The following is a 19,681-nucleotide window of genomic DNA, read 5'->3' on the forward strand; positions in this document are numbered from 1 at the left end:
TATAGATTTGCCTGATGGCGATACCACAAAAAATATTATTTTTATTAGGGGCTGTATAGAATTCAAATCAGGGGCAACCAGATAAAGACACAAGCGAGCATTGATCTATGCCGTCAAATCCGTACAAACACACTTGGGAGATTTTAGCTACACCGCCTAATATAACAATAAAAAAACGCTACCCGATAATTAATCAGATAACGCTTTGCTTATTGCTTATCTAGAATATATTGAACGCTAACGCTCACCTAGTCCTTCAGAGAAAGTCTTAGTAATGGGCTTAGTTAAGTATGATAGTACCGAGCGCTGCTGTGCCTTAATATCGACGGAAGCTGTCATCCCAGGCTTAATGACAATCTCATCACTGCGCCCAGAAAATTCAGCACCAGTAATTTTTATCTGTACACGATAATAGGGCTCTTCCCCTTTCGGAGTTTGCTCCATTAATGTGTCTGGACTAATATAGATCACAGTACCATTCATAGCACCAAAGATAGAATAATCATAAGCATCAAGCTTTACAGTGGCATCCTGCTGCTCTTTGACATAAGCAATGTCTACGGGCTTTATTTTAGCCTCGACGATCAAATCACTACTGGTTGGCAATATTTTCATGATGATTTCGCCAGGCTTAACCACGCCGCCGATAGTAGTCACTAGGATATTGTTTACTTTACCGTCTGTTGGCGCAAATAGATTTTTTTCTTCTAATACTTGTGAGTGATCGCGTAATTGTTCAAGTTCAGTATCTAAATCTTCTTGCGCTTTGGTCATCTCTGACTGTGCTTCTTCAAAATACTTATTACGCTTGTTAGTAATTTGAGCTTGAATTTCAGCAACTTGCCGACGCAACTTGATGATATCAGCCTGACTCACATCACCATACGATAATAACGGCTCATTCATACTCAGCTCTTGCTGGGCTAATACCATCATCTTTTGTAGTGAGCTGACATCTTGGTCAATTGCTTGCTTACGACGATTATAGAGTTGGGTTTGATTTTCTATATATTCACTATAGTTTTTGATGCCTTCTGGAAACACCAATGGTCGCTCAAATATCTCCGCCTCTAGGCGTGCAATCTTAGCTTTGAGTGCTGCTATTTTGGAGCCTGAGTTGGCGACCGCTGCTTGCGCACGTTCTTCCTCTAAAGTAACTATTAACTGTCCTTTAGTGACATCCTCGCCTTCTTTGACCAATATCTCGGTCAAGACGCCACCCTCTACGGCTTGTATATCTTGTGTACGAGCGCTAGCAATGATAGTTCCCGTCGCTCGCGTGACTTGATCAATTTGGGCAAAATAAGCCCAGACAACGAGTGCAATTATTCCGACCAATGAGCCCCAAATGATAATGCGCGTGCGCCCCACTTTAGGATCATGAAACTTATGTTTATAATTATCCATTATCCTGCCCTGAATTATCACGTTTATCGTCGTTTTTTGGTGAGATACTCGAAGTCTTATTACTAATTGCTGTCACTCTAGGCGAGCTTACTTTAATTGATGGTTTGCTAGCTTTTTTCTGATCATCATTGCCTTTTAATTGCTCAAGAACTTGTGCCTTCGGACCATCCATTACGATTTTTTGATTGTCCATAATAATGATGCGATCGACCAGTTGTAGGAGTGGCATTTTATGAGTGGACACAATAAGCGTTTGCCCTTGTCCAAACTCTTTTTTGAGTACGTCAATACATTGTAGTTCTTGCCGATTATCCATAGAAGCGGTCGGCTCATCCATCAATAATATGGAAGGTTTTGTCAGCAGCAACCGAGTAAATGCTACCAGTTGTTTTTGACCCCCTGATAATCCTTTACCTCCCTCACTAATTGGCAAATCCAAACCACTAGAATGACTGGCTACCAATTTAATCAGTCCCGTCTTAACGAGGGCGTCGCGCATTACATCATCACTGGGCGCTGGTAGACCAATCAATAAGTTTTCTCGCAGTGTGCCTTCGAACAAACGATGGTCTTGTTGCAGATAGCCGACTTGCTCACTCATAGATTCACGACTAATCTGCTGAATATCTAATCCATCTAATAATATCCGGCCTTGGGTAGGAGCATACAGCCCTGACAGTACTTTTAATAAAGTCGATTTACCTGAGCCAATAGGGCCCAATACTGCAATACGCTCACCTGCTGTTATATTCAGACTACTAATTGCCAATGCGGGTTGATCATTATTTTGGTAATTAAAAATAACTTTGTCTACATTAAAATTACCAGCGATTTTGCTAGGCGACAAGGGATGACTGACACCATGATTGTCTTGTTCTAATGAGAATAGTTTTTCGATATTTAGCTTGGCAGCTTTGGCATGTGAATGTTGTACTAACAGGTTAGGAATACCCATTATTGGCGCTAAGATACGACCACCTAGGATTGAGCATGCAATAAGTCCACCCATTGTCATATCACCTGACATCACTACAAACGAGCCAATAATTACGATGCCGACATAGCTGGTCTGCTGAATCATTTGCGACAGATAGCTCAAATTGTCATTGGCATGTTTCATATCAAGATCATTCTTAGTGGTGATGCTCATCACATCGAGCCAACGTGATAAGAACTTCCAATTCCCTGATCCTGCTTTGATAGTCTCAACACCTTCCACAGTCTCCACAAGGATACCTGTTTTGCGATAAGACGCTGCTGCTCCAATTGCCGCAATACTGTCGATTTTTCTACGTGCGCCGAACCCAAGTATGATGGCTATAACGGCGGCCACAATAGGTACCAAAGCCACTAAAGGATTACCAATGATGACAATCAGGGTTACAAATATAATAGCCATTGGAATGTCAACAAGACCGAATAGCGTACTTGCAGTATAAAAACCGCGAACTTGCTCATAACCACGTAGCTGCGCTGCCATTGAACCCACCGACCCTGGCATTTGATCAATCCGAACACTCAGCAGCCGCTGAAATACTTCTCGAGACAAGTACTGATCAAGGTTAACCACTACTTTATCCATAATCTTTGAGCGCGCAAACTTCATAAAGGTCTCAAACAAGATGACGAGACCAACACCACTTGCCAGAATGATTAAAGTGTATTCACTGCGTGTTGGGATGACTCTGTCATAAACTTGCATCGAAAATAGCGATACTGCTAACGCTAGCATATTAATCAAAAATGATGCGACTACTGCCTCAATAACAATACCACGATAGTTTTTTAGATCTTTTTTTAATAGTTGGTCAAAAGACAGCTGTTTACGCTTGCTCGGCTCGCTTTCTAAGCGGATACGCAGTAATTGTGTAAACGCATCACTTGGATGAACACTGATTTTCTCAGACTGACTAAACTGCCACAATCCCTGTGGATTTTGTTGCTCAATAACGCCCCATCCTTGCGTAGGATGCAAAGCCAACAATGGCAAAAATGCGGCATCGGGTATTGGTAAAGATTCTGGCAACTGATCAATGCCCAACTGTTCCAGCACCCTAACAATACTCGCCAGCGTCACAAGCTCTGTCTGCTGATGCAGCACCCCATGCAAGCGCACACTATCAATAGGATAGCCTTGCTGAGTCAGCAAAGTGTGTAACGCTGCCGCCAATTGCGCCGCTTGCTCATTTATTTGCTCATCAGGGGCAGGCGTCGATAACTGCGAAGTAGGATTTGCCATCAGCTCGCTGTCAGATGTAGCGTCATTCGAAGCTGGAACTGGTGTACTCATGATAAATATATCCTACAAATTTATGGATAGTTAGGGTCATTAAGTGGATAAGTGACGAGACCTGTATCATCTTTGTTGTCACTACTCGCCTCTTTCATCACGATCGGCTGAATGATGACCTGATCAGACTGCTGTCTGGCAGCATCTTGACGGGTCAGCCATTTTTTTACCGGGTCTAGCGGACTAAATAATGGCTCAGGCTGACGGCTTTGATCATATTGCTGCCACGACATCAGGCCAAAATCCACTTGCAGCTTATAAAAAGCACCGATGATAGCCGCGCGGGTCTCGACCAGTTGTGCTTGATATTGTGAATGCTCACGCACTGCGTTCAGTACCTCAAGCCAAGATTTACGCCCTGCAATGAACTGGCGGCGATAAGAGCTCACCACAATCTGTGCGCCTGCGACTGCTGCGATCAAAGAGCGCTCTTGATCCTTAGCACTAGCAAACTGCTGATATTGGGTTTGGATAGTCTCAAGCACTTGTCGTCTTGACGCTTCTTTTGACTGTGAAAGGCTGTTTACTCGTGAGGCTGATGCCCGGGCTAGTGCCAAATTAGATAGGCCTGCTCCTGGATCATAGCTTAAGCCTACCGAAAATTCACCTTCACTATTATTCTGATTGTTGTTTCTATTTTCATCATGATAATAGTCGTATTCGTACTGTGCATAAAAAGTCGGATAACGCGCCGCCTGCAATGACTTAACTTCTTGCTTAGCCGCTTCAACTTGATAATGCCCTTTTACCACGGTAGGATTATAAAAGCTGGCCTGATCAAAAGCCATTTGTTCAAAGGTTTGTGAGTAACTTTTGGCGCGGCTCACCAGATCACTAAGATTCGGGGCCGGCAAATCAGCTGCAGACAGTCTGCGCCCAGTGATTTGCTCTAAACGTGCCAGTGCAATACGCTGCTGCTCTACGGCCGCTTGATAGGCGTTTTGCTCTTGCAAAATACGATTGGTCACCAAGTCCATCTCGATACGAGCCGATACGCCTTGATTGACGCGGCGCTGCATCATCGCCTCGAACTCTGTTAACAGTTGCAAATTGTCATAATAGACTTGCTGCTTGGCAACAGCAGTCATATAGCTTTGCCATGCCTCTATGGTGGTTTTGGCCACTTGGTTTTGTTGCTCATAGACATATTCTGTCGCGGCTTTGTCATCAAAGACAGCTTGATTGACGTTGGCGGTCAGTTTGCCACCCGTCCATAAAGACTGGCGCAGCCGCAGCTGAGAGACCATGCCATCGTCGCGATCATAGCCTGATGACAAGGTAGGAGCAGGTAGCATATTTAGCTTGGCGGCACGAATACTCTCAGTCGTGGCTCGTTGTTCTGCACGCGCCGCGCCGACCAGCGGATGGCTCTGGATGGCTTGACTGATCAAGGTGTTGACATGCATATCAGCATTGGCAAATGCCGCACTTGATAGCGTCATCAGTAACATACCTATTGCGGTTGTCGATACCAAAGGTGATAAGCTATGACGTAGTTTTTTTATGATAAAGCACCTTTTAAACATTGGCTTTTTGATCATTGCTTGGGATTGATCGGGATAAAAATAAAAGTGCAACATGATATTATGGCTTCTTTGCTGCTATTGTTTTTTAGATAATAACAAAGTTCATCGTGATGATTATCAATGCTTAAAGACGTATTGAAGCGTTTATTAAAAAGTTTTGAGCCCTCAGCGTCAACATATGGATTACCCTATGCCTCACCCTTCAGCGCCTACGCCAACGAGCAAACCAAAAGATCAGCCAATCCTAACCATCGTATTGGCTCTATTACTGCATGTTTTGCTGGCAATCGTTGTCTATTTTACCGTATTCGACCACAAAAAAACGTCTGAATCGCAAGCCTTAATAAATAAAAACCAGCCTATTACCAGCAAACCTATGATAGCAGAAGACACTAAAATCACAATTGATCAAATAGCGGTTGATCAGGTCACAGTTGATGATACAGAGGTTTTTACCGCTAAAGTGAGCGCAAATACAGAACCTACCGCATCAGCAGCCCCCGTATCGAACAACAATACTGCGACCCAAAACCATAAACCGCAAGAGCATACACCACCCCAAAAGCCCCCTTCGTCACAAGAGCCGTCTGTTATAGAGACAAGCCGCAGGGCCTCTTTGAGCAAGGATAGCGATGACAATGATGATCTTTCAGTGACGACTATCAATAACAGAGCTGTCAATGGTGAGCAACAAAATCTGTCTGGATATCGACTGCAGCAAACCCAAGAAACTCAGCAGCTAAATGCAGATATTGACAAAGACAGCGAACAACTCTCCAAGCTGATTAGTGAGGTCAAGCAACGCAATCAACAGCAAATCGATGCGCAACATGCCAACCAGCCTATAGAGCCGCCTATACTTGCCAGCCCCGCTGATGAGATGATGACGCCCGACTATCCCATCACACCTATCACCTCACTAGATGAATCAGCGAACAACTAGATAGGTAACAAAAAAGCCATCACAAGTATACAAGTATGGCTTTTTTGTTTACATCAACATTATCTAGAAAAGATAGCAATTATATCACGGTAATATCAGTATCGACATATAGAGTCACCGATGAATCCAACGTGCTCTGATACTGAGCGTATCCGGTCTCATCAGACGTTTGCTGTTTTTCAAAATCCGCTGTTAAAGAGACACTATCAGCATTGCCGCCATTGATAAACAGCTCATTGTTACTATCGGTCATCTCAATGACATCACTGGTAGTAATATTAGTCAATGACTGCGCGCCAACACCCAGTTCTATGACTTCCATGTTATCAATCACGCTACTATCAAAGCTACTAAAGTCAATACTAGTATCTACTAACAAGGTGTCGATGCCGTCACCACCATCCATCAATAGGTTGTCTGCAGAGAATACTAGCGTATCGTTACCTGCACCGCCTATCAGCGTGTTAGCACCTGTACCGCCATCAAGGAAATCATTACCACTGCCACCGATTAAGGTGTCATTACCTGCGCCGCCTGTATAATTCACAGCGACAGACTGTTCAGAAGCGTCAAGGATATCGTCTTCAGGTGTGCCTCCAAAGGTTTTGGTAAAGACAATATCTACAGATACATTTTCGGTCACTTCAGTTGATACACTATCAGCCATACCTGTAGCTTTATCGGTAGTACTAAGCGCAAAGTCCAGATCGCCTTTCAACGGTATGGATGACTGAATTTGTAAATTATTGATTTGCTCAGGAGTAATACCCGTTATGGTATAGCTGTTAGCGGCATCATCCCACACGGCAGTCAACATTTCACCTGTACTCTTCACTCTAAAGCGTAAGACATCATCGGTTAAGCTCATACCATCATCAGTGACAACTATATTAACGGTCTCACTACCATCCGTATCTTGCATAATTGCGTTTAGATTCAGCGTGGTCCACTTACCCTGACTACCAAGAATAGTAGAAGGATTAGCAGCTACCCCATCAGCGACTGGTTTGACCTCAAGATCAATCTCTAGAGGATCACTGATCATCCCGCTGTCATTGACCACTTGCATCTTGATACCAGACACGATACCACTGACGTTTTCCGGTGGCATGATGAATATATTTGACGTTTCGCCAGTATTAGTATCACCCAGTTTGGAGACATCAATAGACCATAAGTTATTACCACCAGAATTACCATTGTTACTTGCCAAGACGGGATCGCCATTAGCATCAGTATAGTAGACCAGATAACCATTAGGGATATTGTCTAAGGTGATGGCAGTAGCGGCATCAGTATTGTCTTTATCGATAGTCGCAATCTTATAGTCGATAGCAATCATAGTATCTTCATTACCGCTAGCAGTGGTTGTTGATTGATCACTCTTATCAGTAATAATTAGATTGTCTGGCTGCGACTCGACTGTGACGTCATAACTGTGCTTATAAGTCTTTGTACCACTGTCATGTCCGCTGATATTATGACTCTCTTTATGAGCGGCATAGACATCAATCGTTGCCGTGCCGTCTTCATTTTCGGCAGGTTCATAAAAAATAGGCGTGCCTACATCTACGATATAATAATCACCAGCTGGAATATCAGCAACGTCACCATCTGCCAATGTTACAAGCGTCAAGTCGTTACCATTGTCATCCGTTAGTTTTCCGCTAGTGCCATTATCAGTCGTTAAACCAGACTCATCCAGCTGCAGATACAGCTTATTATCAATAATCTCAACATTATTACCGTCAGCCGCGTTGGTTAAGTCGATCTCAATTTCTACTTTGGTATCCTCATCCCTATCGACTATAGTGGTTTTACCATCATTGTCTATCGGATCCGTAACTGGCTTGATCTCAACCTTGACGTCGTCAACCTGCACTCGTTCCTCGCCACCATCTTTATCTAACGCAGTAAAGTTGGTATTAAAGGTAAGATCTTGGCTACCGTCTGTGACGTTGGTACTAAAATCTTTCGGCGGAGTCACTGTCACTGCATCAAGAGCATCTTCTGGACTGAGGCTACTTGCATCATCCACACTGATGATCCATTTACCGCCAATCTGCTGCACGCTTATGGCTGGATTGGTGATAGATACTTCAGTCCCTGCTGGTAGGTCAGTCAATGAGAAAGTATAAGAGTCGACCGTATTAGCGGTCGCAGGATTTAGAGTCGCATCTAGTATATCGCCAAGAGTAAAACCCGTATCCTCTACCTGCGAAGGTATGACTGCTTTGCTAGTAAAGCTATCTATCAAGTTAGGCTGGGTAGGATCCTCACCACCATCTGTCCTCTCTATTGCGATCTCAAAGCTCTCGGTTACACGCGCTTCGCTACCGTCACTACCTTGACCATTGATATCTTGAGTGACACCCGTCACTGTAATATTGAAACTGTCTTCTGGTATATTAACCGTACTATCATTACGCTCAAGCACTAGCTCATAAGTCGCTGCAGTGTCAGTAATAGCTGGATCATTAGGGACATCAACGTACCAGACGCCATTTGATAAGATACCGCCTTGCACATTGAGACCATCAGGGACATCAGTCACTTCTAGACGAGTAAAGCTCTCTGAGCCATCTTGATCAGCTGAAGGTATAGATACGGTGACAGACGCCGTATTGTCATTACCGCTATTATCAATAGTGCCATCGTTTACATTCAAAATCATACTCGGCTGATCAGTAACCGCTTGGAAGGTCACATTAACAGTAGCACTACCTGAAGTGGACTCCTTAATCTCTGAACCATCAGTCAGCTCAGCGGTGTCAGTATAAGTGTAGTTAAAGTCTATACTAACATCATCATCGCTATGACGTTTATCGTCATCGTACATAATCTCGATTGTCTGATCGGGCGTAAATGTCAAAGTTGGTGGTGGGTTAGTTGTTAAGTCCACTTCAATACCGTCAACACGTAATATGACGTCTTTAGCCATTAGATCAGTTGCTAATAGCGTGATACTCTCAAGCACTTCTTGACCTTCAGTTAAACCGCCTTGATCTGTGGTTGTAAATGCTGATTCAAAGTCAATAGTCGCCCACAAATCTTCAGTGGCAACGACTTGAGTATTATTCACTGTGCCGTCAGCTGCATCAGGGGTCACTAGAATAGAGACGTTTTGCTGATTGTGGGAGACACTATCACCAGATACCTTCTCTGTAGTGGTACCAGTAATATTGAAGTTGATTTCACCTGCAAAGTTATCTGGTGTCTGCAGCTGCGCTGTACCGTTTTGCAAGGCCTCAAGCGTCACTGACCATACTCGATCAGTGCCGCCGCCACCTAAGAAAGTAACCTCTGCACCGATTAAGTTAAAGCCAGCAGGCAAGTCCTCAACCCGATAAATAACTTGCTCAGCAGCTGGGCTGTCTCCATCATATGCCTCGATATCCGCAACATCCTTGAATAGGCTAGATAAGGCAATCTGATGGTTACCTGTACCATCTAGCGTTGCCTCATCAGTCACATAGGTATAGTCCTTACCATTGATAGTGGCGGTCTCTTTTGCTAAGTCATCATTGGTTATTAGATCTGCCTTGCCAAAAACTTTGATAGGTAGATTAAGAATAGGGCTTGCAATACCGCTAGTGCCATCCTCTTTACTCACTGCCTGTACTTTTAGGTTTACCGTACCACTGAAGTTCTCAGCAGGCACAAAGTACAACCCAGTTACGCTATTATTGTAATCTTCAATCACTACCGTACCACCAGTAGTATCAAGTAAGACTGTATCACCGTTGCTATTAGTATAATAAAGCTGCCCGTCTGCTGGTATATCCGAGATGGTCACATCATAAGTCTCAGAGCCGTCATTATCACGAGAGCTTGGGCGGATATCGAGCGGGATACCAAGAGCAGGATCAATCGTTGCTGGTATTGAACCATCACGATTGTTACCACCAATAATTGCTTGATCTTCAAAACCTTCGGCAGGATCAACAGCTAAGGTGGCTGGGTCGGCTACGCCTTTTACATCAAATTCAAATGTTAAGTAACTTTCGCCACTGGTGGCTGTATCTGTTGCGCCACCATCTTCGTCAACATCGACAGTTTTTGCCTCGACCTTGACTGCTGTCTCGGCACCGCTAGCAAGGTTAAAGCCACTATAGTCTTGCGGTGGGGTTACGGTGACGGTATCTAGGTACTCCATCGGAATATCGACACCATTGCCGTTGTCAGTCAGGCTAACTAAACCATTGCCATCATTATAAGTAAATACCGCCCCCTCAACTGAGGTGAAGCCGCTATCACTCTTATTACCAAAGGTCATATGTGCGAAGGTATCTTCGGAAGTGTCTTGGTTGCTCCAATCATCTATTAAGTTAAATGAACCATCAGGATCAGCGAAAAGATTAAAGGCTTCGTCTTCATTTGCGTTGGCTATGTAAGTGTAGCTTGGATTGATGGTTAGGTCATCTGTACCATCACCGTCAGTATCCGTACCAACTATTTCGGCGACTGGGGTGACGACTACGGTTTGCTCTAACGTTGCTGTGCCCTGTACCGTAATAGTACTATCATTATCATCAGTGTCTAAGGTTGTGACCTCAAAAATAAAGTCTGCATCTAACGATGAATGAGGTGGCGGTGTAAGCTCCATCTGACTTAAATTAGGCGAGCCAGTCATATCGATAGTTACAGTAGTACCACTTTGTGACCCTGCACCAGTAGTATCAGTGAACGTCCAACCTGCTGGCAGCTCAAATTGAATCTCGGTGATGACTTCTGCACCAGCGCCATCTTTATCATCCTGCACGGTAAAGCCAAAGCTATCAAGAGTGACTGGCGTATCTTCTTTGGTTTCAACACCTGCATTATCAAGCTCGACTTGACCAGCAACTGGGGTGACGGTTAGGTTGACATTGATAGTGTCGATTTCTTCCACAGTTGGGTTAGCAGCAGGTGAGTCAGCATCATTGTCTTTGGTATAAAGCGTGACTCCTACATTCATATCATTCGAATTATAATCAGCTGTATCGATACGCATGGTGGGCTGACCACTACTGGTGTCAAATACTGGCAGACCTGTGTTAGTGACTGTGACAACACCATTAACATCCATAGTCGCAGTAGCGCCTATCAACGCCATCCCATCGGCGTTGGCAGTTCCACTTGCTATAACATCACCATTAGCATCAACAAACTCAACCACTGTACCTTCATTAAGACCGGTAATTACAAATCCATAGTTCTCTCTATCGTTATTACCGCTATAGACTAGGTCACCAAATTTAGTATTTATTGGTAATTCAATCGACTGACCTTCAGCGACATTAGCGACTACATTATTACCAGTAATTGAGGTAATACCGTCATCAGGCGTAATAGTATAGTTTGAATCAATGCCAAACTCACTAAAGTCGTCATTATCATCATGAGGATTATCTGGATCATTAGGGTCGTTTTTATCTACGCTATCAGTGACGGCTTGGACATCAACCTCGATAGTGACAGTACTGGTTGCACCAGCAATATCAGTACCGCTTGGATCAACTGCACCATTGCTATCAACCTTGATAATATCACCATCACTATCAACCTCGTACTCTGTCACTGACATCTCAAAGGAGATATTGGTAGCATCATCTGCTGGTGGTGTGAGGGTCATCGACTCAAATTCAGCGCTGGTCATGGTAATGGTTGCTGACCCTGGGTTGTTAATTATCTTACCGTCACTGACAAAGTCACTGAGTAGTATTGTAATATCACTGCCCACTGTGTCAAAGCTAGTACCACCATAGTTAAGTTTAGCGCCATTAGGAATACCCGTTAAGGTGATTAAACCAATACGTTCTAGGTTGTCGGTGTCGTTCCCTGTGCCATCCAGATCAGTATCGTCGGCAATAGTAGGGGCTGTTAAACCTAATTCAACGATAGTGTCTTCATTCGTTGTAATCTTATCAATACCTGTCTTGTTAGAGCCGATATCTGGGGCATCAGATACTGGGTTGACCGTTATCGTTAAGGTCTCCGGTCCTGCAGAATAAGACGGATCGCTCGGTGCTAAGCCATTTGTCACATTGGCCGTAATCACAGGCACGCTACCACTATAGTTGGCGGCAGGTACAAAGGTATAACTACCATCACTATTGACAGTAATGCTACCAATGGCGTTAGTGCCGTCTGGGCTCAATGTAGTCGTCGTACCAGGAGCTATTGCTGTCATACCTAATACATCATAGCTCTCTACGGTTAATGCCTGACCAAAATCTGGATCATCGCTATCATTGTCAAATATATTACCTGTTAAGGTGGTATCTTCTCGCGTACTTACAACATCGTTTACTAAGGCAATGCCGTCGTTAGTACCCGTTATAGTAACTTCAACGTAGCGAATTTCACTGGTACTAATCTCGTTACCACCGCCAGCTATGGTGATGTTATTGCCGTCATCAACTTGTACCGCGTAGCGGATGGTGATGGTTTCGCCTTCGGGGAGGAAGTCAATATCAGTATCTTTTGCTTCAATCTCCCAAACTCCATTATTATTGGTCGCTTGAGTTATTGAGAACATACCTTCTAGCGCAGTTTTTTGCGGAACAGTTAGATCAGTCAAGGCTGTATTACCTTGACCAAAGGTATATTGGTTTTCACCTTTAATATAACCCAGTGTTAGCGTATCACTGACATCAATATCACTAAAAGCAATAATGCCACTTTGAGTAATCACTGAGTCATCTGTTTGCTCGACGAAAGATATATTCGCAATATTGTCATTACCATCAGCAGTGATGGTTGGTTGATCATTAGTGCCGGTGATAGTAATGGTAAGCTTGGCAGTATCAGTACTACCATCAGCGTCGGTTATAGTGTATTCAAAGGTTTCTGTTAAACTTTCACCTAGTGCCAAATACTGTATAGCGGCATTATCAACATCATAAACATATTCGCCATTCGCATTGAGTGTCAGTTCACCGTATTGACCTTGTGTACCGCTTCCAATTGCACCAGTGTTACCATCCACTGCTGTTACCGTAGTTGCTGTTATTGCATTATCAGCACCTAGATCATCAGCCACATCATCTGTCGCTGCACCAGTTGACGTAAGCACGTTGCCTGAAACAGTATCTATCTCTTCGCTAATGGTGTTTTTGTCATCATTAGCCGTTGGTGCAGTATCTATAATCTCAATATCTAAGATGTCATTAATGGTATCGCCAATGGTGTTGGTTAATATCACGTCAAACTGATCGAATACAGCACCAGCGCTATGATTTTCTGCATTGCCGTTTTCTGTATATTCGTAAGTGAATGACTCATTTACTGTGTCGTAACCAGTAATTACTAGCGTGCCCGCGCTGCCTACAATGGTAACAGGTGTTGTAATTGCTGTGATTACCTCCTGTCCATTGATGGTTAGACTTGTCACACTTTGGAGATCAGTAACTTCAAACGTACCATTAACGGTCGTACCTGTAGCTTCTATGACGCTGTTATCGGTGATGGTTAATGTCGGCGCGGTGTCGTTATCTAAGATCGTACCCGTGCCACTATCATTACCAATAGTGATGGTGGTGGTTTCATCATTCTCAAGGATGTTGTCAGTCAAGCTTGGATAAGTGACGGTAAAGTCGGTCACTCCAGCTGGGACGGTAATAGTACCATCGCCATTATTGATGACGCCGTTACTAAATACGGGGGCATTGGTATAGTCACTACCCGCTATGGCAGGATTAGTGCTGCCATCCGCTAGGTTAAAGTCATAGGTGACGTCCGCCTGCGTTGTCTCACCATTGACGGTGACTTGATGCACTAAGTTGCCGCCTTCTGTGGCAACGGCATCGCCAACGCTGACGGTCGGTTTGTCGCCTTCAGTATTGGCGCCTGGATCATTTGGATCATCAGATTCATCAACAATGCTGCCGGTCGCACTGTCCGTGCCAATAGTGGCGTTCTGTGCATTGCTGATATCCAGTACTAAGTCTTCTGAGCGCTCATAAACATCATCATCCGCCACCGTAATGGTGATGACTGGGGCTTTGGTTTGACCCGCTGCAATCTTGACGCTTGCGCCATTGGTGAGGAAGTCTTGGATCTGAGCCTGGGTCGATAAGGTGATCTCAGTACCGTTCTCATCTGTGTAGACGATGCTTGAGATATCAGCGGCATCAATGTCGCTATCGCCGCTATTTAGTTTAACGTCAACGGTGCTGTCAACGGTGCTGATATTGTCTTGGGTGATGCTAAACTCTAAGGTGTTGTCCTCGCCTTCTATGGCAGTATCCTTGGTGGCTGTAATGCTAACGGTCGGACGGTCGCCTTCTTGTGGGGTGCCATCTTGTGCCGCTTCATCTTCAATCACCCCGCTATCAGTAGCGGTGGTAATGGTGACGCCATTAGGGTTAACAGCATTGGAGATGATCAGACCTAAGTCTTCAGTTTGCTCATAAACGCTGTCATCAGCAACGCTGATAGTGATGAGGCTCTCTTTACTGCCCGCAGCGATTAAGACGTCGTCGCCATTGGCTAAGAAGGCGCTGATCTCACCCTGATCAGTAGTATCAACCACGCTGCCATCGGCTTTGGTGTACTGCAAACGCGCAATGTCACCGGCGGTGATATCAGGACTGTTTGCTGCATCTAGGCGCACGTTAACAACGGTATCTTGGTCACTGGCCACATTTTGGCTGATGCTGAACTCAAGAGTGTCATCACTTGTGCCTTCAGTGGCTGTGCCTATTGTGGCTTCAATCTTAATCTCAACAGCCCCTGGAATGACGGTGATGGTCAGATTAGAGTCGTCAAGAACCTGGTTATTACCATCAACCACCTCATAGCTAATCTCTGGAACGTCACCGGTAAAGTCAGCATCTGGGGTAAAGGTGTAGTCACCATTAGCATTAACGGTGATGCTGCCAATCGGGTCGCCATTGACATCGGTGATGGCGGTTGGGGTGCCATCTGTTGGGATGGTGTCTAGTACGCCATCGCCATCAGTATCCACTTGCACGTTCGAGACACTCAGGCTGATGCTCGGATCGGTCTCTGAGGTGTTATCCAGTAAGTTGCCACTCACAGGCTGACCTTGATCGGTGCTCTGCGCTTCATCACCATCATTAAAGTCGCCTAAGCGATCTTCACTACCAGCTACTCGGTCTTCATCAACAATGCTGCCAGTGGCGACGGTGCTGTCGATATCGGCATTATCAGCACTGTCGATAACAAAGCTCAGCTGCTCGCTGTCCTCATAGATGTCATCATCTTTGACGATAACTGTAATTTTAGGCGCCGCTGTGCTACCTGCAGGTACTTTGACTTGCAAGGTGGTGGTGCCATTTAGTAACGCTTCGATGGCGGCGCTGTCGGTAATGGTCACAGGACTGCCTGTGGCATCAATGTAGCCAATAGAAGCAATGTCCGCCGCTTCAACCTCGCTGCTGCCCGTCGCCACTTTAACAGTGACTGTAGTGGCAAGGTTGCTTAAGTTGTCCTGTGCAACGGTGTATTCTAAGGTGTTGTCCTCGCCTTCTATGGCAGTATCCTTGGTGGCTGTAATGCTAACGGTCGGACGGTCGCCTTCTTGTGGGGTGCCATCTTGTGCCGCTTCATCTTCAATCACCCCGCTATCAGTAGCGGTGGTAATGGTGACGCCATTAGGGTTAACAGCATTGGAGATGATCAGACCTAAGTCTTCAGTTTGCTCATAAACGCTGTCATCAGCAACGCTGATAGTGATGAGGCTCTCTTTACTGCCCGCAGCGATTAAGACGTCGTCGCCATTGGCTAAGAAGGCGCTGATCTCACCCTGATCAGTAGTATCAACCACGCTGCCATCGGCTTTGGTGTACTGCAAACGCGCAATGTCACCGGCGGTGATATCAGGACTGTTTGCTGCATCTAGGCGCACGTTAACAACGGTATCTTGGTCACTGGCCACATTTTGGCTGATGCTGAACTCAAGAGTGTCATCACTTGTGCCTTCAGTGGCTGTGCCTATTGTGGCTTCAATCTTAATCTCAACAGCCCCTGGAATGACGGTGATGGTCAGATTAGAGTCGTCAAGAACCTGGTTATTACCATCAACCACCTCATAGCTAATCTCTGGAACGTCACCGGTAAAGTCAGCATCTGGGGTAAAGGTGTAGTCACCATTAGCATTAACGGTGATGCTGCCAATCGGGTCGCCATTGACATCGGTGATGGCGGTTGGGGTGCCATCTGTTGGGATGGTGTCTAGTACGCCATCGCCATCAGTATCCACTTGCACGTTCGAGACACTCAGGCTGATGCTCGGATCGGTCTCTGAGGTGTTATCCAGTAAGTTGCCACTCACAGGCTGACCTTGATCGGTGCTCTGCGCTTCATCACCATCATTAAAGTCGCCTAAGCGATCTTCACTACCAGCTACTCGGTCTTCATCAACAATGCTGCCAGTGGCACTGTCCGTGCCAATAGTGGCGTTCTGTGCATTGCTGATATCCAGTACTAAGTCTTCTGAGCGCTCATAAACATCATCATCCGCCACCGTAATGGTGATGACTGGGGCTTTGGTTTGACCCGCTGCAATCTTGACGCTTGCGCCATTGGTGAGGAAGTCTTGGATCTGAGCCTGGGTGCCTAATGTCACTACAATGCCGTCTGAATTAGTGTAACTAATAGAAGCAATGTCCGCCGCTTCGATAGTGCTATTTACTGTATTCAGCTTAACGTCAACAATAGTGTCAAAGTTACTCAGATTATCTTGCGAGACATCAAAGATAAGCAAGTTATCGACACCTTCAGTGGCAGTATCTTTAGTTGCAGTAATAGATACCACTGGGGTGTCCTCTCCTAGCGTAGGATCGTTAGGATCGACAGGGGTGGTGCCATCGGTGGTGCCATCATCATAGATGGTGGTGTTGACGCTGTCATCAGGGCCTATCGTTGCCGTACCTGAAGTGATATCCGTCACGGTAACGGTAAAGTCCTCGGGGCCTTCAGACAGATTGTCATCCACAATCGGTACTTTGACATCAACCGTCGTTTGACCCGCTGGGATAGTCACAAGCTGGGTGACAGGCGCGGTATAGTCCGCTGAGCCTTCGGTGCTGCCATCACTAATGGTGACTTCAATCACCGTATCTATCGTACTTGGATTGCTGATGCTGACTGTATAAGTCGCTTCATTAGGAGTACCGTCAGCAGCCATTTCATTCAGACTTGCTGTACCAGTGATGCTTACTATTGGGGTGTCATCACCTGCCGTAGGATCAGTAGGATCTACAGGATCAGTGCCGTTAGTGGTGCCATCATCATAAATAGTGGTGGTGACGCTGTTGTTGGTACCGATGGTCGCGGTACCGGCTGTGACTGCTGTGACTGCGACGTTAAAGTCCTCTGGACCTTCAAATACATTGTCGTTCACAATCGGTACGGTGATGTCAACGGAGGTTTGACCCGCTGGAATCGTCACGTTTTGTGTGACAGGTGCGGTGTAGTCAGCTGAGCCTTCAGTGCTGCCATCACTAATCGTGACAGTAACAACGGTATCTTCGGTACTTGGGTTGCTGATGCTGACTGTATAAGTCGCTTCATTAGGAGTACCGTCAGCAGCCATTTCATTCAGACTTGCTGTACCAGTGATGCTTACTATTACTGGATAGTCAACGGCGATGGTCGCTTGGTTAGATTTCTCGCCCGTTTTATCAGACACCACATAGTCCACTGGCGTTGGATCCGCTGTAAAGCCTGACACTGGTGTGAAGATCACTTTGCCTGTACTGCCATCAACGGACCAAGTACCTTCGCCATCTACCACTACATTGGTGACTTCATTGCCTGTCACAGGGTCGATCAGCTTGACTGTCGTTGGGTCTAAGTCGTTTTCAGGGTCGCTGTCATTCGCTACCACGTCGATGATGACGGGCTGACCTGTTTCACCTTTAGCAACATCATCGGTAGCAACAGGCGGCTTGTTAACAGGAGGGGCTACTGGTGTTTTATCACTACTACTATTACTATTGCCAGCTATTAAACCGACCAGTCCTAGACCAGCAGCAGCCGGTATCCACCAAGGTATAATAGTAGCATACTCTTGGCCACCCAAAGCCTGCCCTTCTACCGCACCCTCTTCTAGCTGTGTTACATAATCATAGGTTTCGCCAGTATCTGGAATATAGTAATAGTACTCTCCATCTTCAGCGATTCCGAGCAAGGCACTATCTGTATTATCATAAAACCCTTCTATAATCAGGTCGCTTTCTTGACCTTCTTTTTCAAATGAGACATGCAAGTCGTTCTTGACACGTTTAGTAATAATATGGTTAGGCGCACGACCAATAGCAGTATCGTGAAACTCATAGTTCACTTTGTTCGTAGCAGTGATTACCGTAGGGACACCATCTTTGGTGACAACAGATATTTGGTCAACGGTCTGAGTAGCATCATTTATTTTTACGATGACAGTATTCATTGGGTTACCTTTTTTTAATGATAGCAGTACCATTTTAGATTTTATATGCACGGTTTCAGTGGTTATGAAATTTATTTGATATTAATTATTTGGTCGCTCTTCAATAATGGCAATCACACGGCGATTAAGCTGACGGCCTTCTACAGTATTATTGCTGGCTCTTGGCTGTAACTCACCATAACCAATGGCATTCAGACGCTCAGGTGCAGTCCCAAATTGAGTGATTAACACTTCTTTTACAGCATCTACTCTACGTTGTGATAATGCTTGGTTATATTTTTCACTAGCACGGCTATCAGTATGTCCCTCGATAGTAACTAACGTATTAGGATATTGCGCCATAAACTCTGCTACTTCAGAGATCTTAGAATAGTAGTCTGGTTTTACTATAGATTTGTCGGTGTCAAACAGTACTTCGAGTTCAATAGTCATTTTTTCAGTTAATACGGCTGGTTGTTCTACTACTGGTGCTGGCTGCGTTACTGGTGGTATTGCAATCACTGGTGTAGGACAGTTGGGGACGACACGACTAATTTGGTGCGTTTGATAGCGCTTGGTTGCTAATAATGGCAATGCACTCTCTGTTGTTATCTGATCCAGTGTTCCTTGTCCACTTTCGTCCATGTCTACGTAGAAGAAGTACGTTTGACCACTAGCTAATTGGTAATCTTTTTGCTCAGCGAGCAAGTTATTGTCTTTAAAGCCAGTGGCATGAGCGCTTAGTTGGTTTGTGCCTACACAAGAGTTGACGGCGGTGTAGTTACCAGGATGTAGGCTGACTTGAAATCTGTCGTTGATTGCGATGTTGGCACTGGTTTGCTCAGGATCATTATCATTTTTTCGGATGAATATCAGGCGAGTTTCGTCATTAGCCACTTGTTCTGCTAGCATCTTACTAATATCAGTATCTACTTGGTTATTCCATGCGACTTTGCCAACACGTCGGCTATCTCCATCGTTATCAATACTATTATTGCTAGTAGTAGCACAGGCAGATATACCAAAAAAAATCGTTGGTAGCATAATAGTAGTGATGGCCTTTTTAAATACCTTTTCCATAGTAGATTCCTAATTTATTGGTTAAGTTATACGCTGGCTGCAATAAGCTAAGCTCGTTT

Annotated in this window: 6 protein-coding genes; 1 reads left to right on the forward strand and 5 read right to left on the reverse strand. The window is 45.0% G+C overall.

Annotated elements, in window-relative coordinates; translation table 11 throughout:
* Positions 1–237: 237 nt before the first annotated feature.
* Genes JMX63_RS04880 through JMX63_RS04890 form a run of 3 tightly spaced genes read right to left on the reverse strand, consistent with a single transcriptional unit; the run spans position 238 to position 5,139 of the window.
* A complete protein-coding gene (locus JMX63_RS04880; RefSeq protein WP_102093440.1) occupies positions 238–1,407 on the reverse strand; it encodes an HlyD family efflux transporter periplasmic adaptor subunit in 1,170 nt (389 codons plus the stop codon).
* On the reverse strand, positions 1,400–3,697 hold the full coding sequence (locus JMX63_RS04885; RefSeq protein ID WP_102093441.1) for a type I secretion system permease/ATPase: 2,298 nt from the start codon (positions 3,695–3,697) through the stop codon (positions 1,400–1,402). The genes JMX63_RS04880 and JMX63_RS04885 overlap by 8 nt, the downstream gene beginning before the upstream one ends.
* A 20-nt stretch (positions 3,698–3,717) precedes the next feature.
* The gene (locus JMX63_RS04890; RefSeq protein WP_102093444.1) at positions 3,718–5,139 is read right to left on the reverse strand and encodes a TolC family protein; all 1,422 of its coding nucleotides are present in this window, start codon (positions 5,137–5,139) and stop codon (positions 3,718–3,720) included.
* Positions 5,140–5,413: 274 nt separating this feature from the next.
* On the opposite strand from JMX63_RS04890, the gene JMX63_RS04895 reads away from it, so the two are divergent.
* Positions 5,414–6,166, forward strand: a complete 753-nt coding sequence (locus tag JMX63_RS04895; RefSeq protein WP_102093443.1) for a hypothetical protein — start codon at positions 5,414–5,416, stop codon at positions 6,164–6,166.
* A 79-nt stretch (positions 6,167–6,245) separates the two neighbouring features.
* Here the strand turns inward: JMX63_RS04895 and JMX63_RS04900 are convergent, their stop codons facing one another.
* Positions 6,246–18,563 carry a Calx-beta domain-containing protein gene (locus JMX63_RS04900; protein WP_201571277.1) on the reverse strand — a complete coding sequence of 4,106 codons (12,318 nt, stop codon included), beginning with the start codon at positions 18,561–18,563 and terminating at the stop codon, positions 6,246–6,248.
* Between the two features lie 81 nt (positions 18,564–18,644).
* Positions 18,645–19,622, reverse strand: a complete 978-nt coding sequence (locus tag JMX63_RS04905; RefSeq protein ID WP_102092621.1) for an OmpA family protein — start codon at positions 19,620–19,622, stop codon at positions 18,645–18,647.
* Positions 19,623–19,681 lie beyond the last annotated feature (59 nt).

Source organism: Psychrobacter nivimaris (assembly GCF_904846365.1).
Taxonomy (GTDB): domain Bacteria; phylum Pseudomonadota; class Gammaproteobacteria; order Pseudomonadales; family Moraxellaceae; genus Psychrobacter; species Psychrobacter nivimaris_B.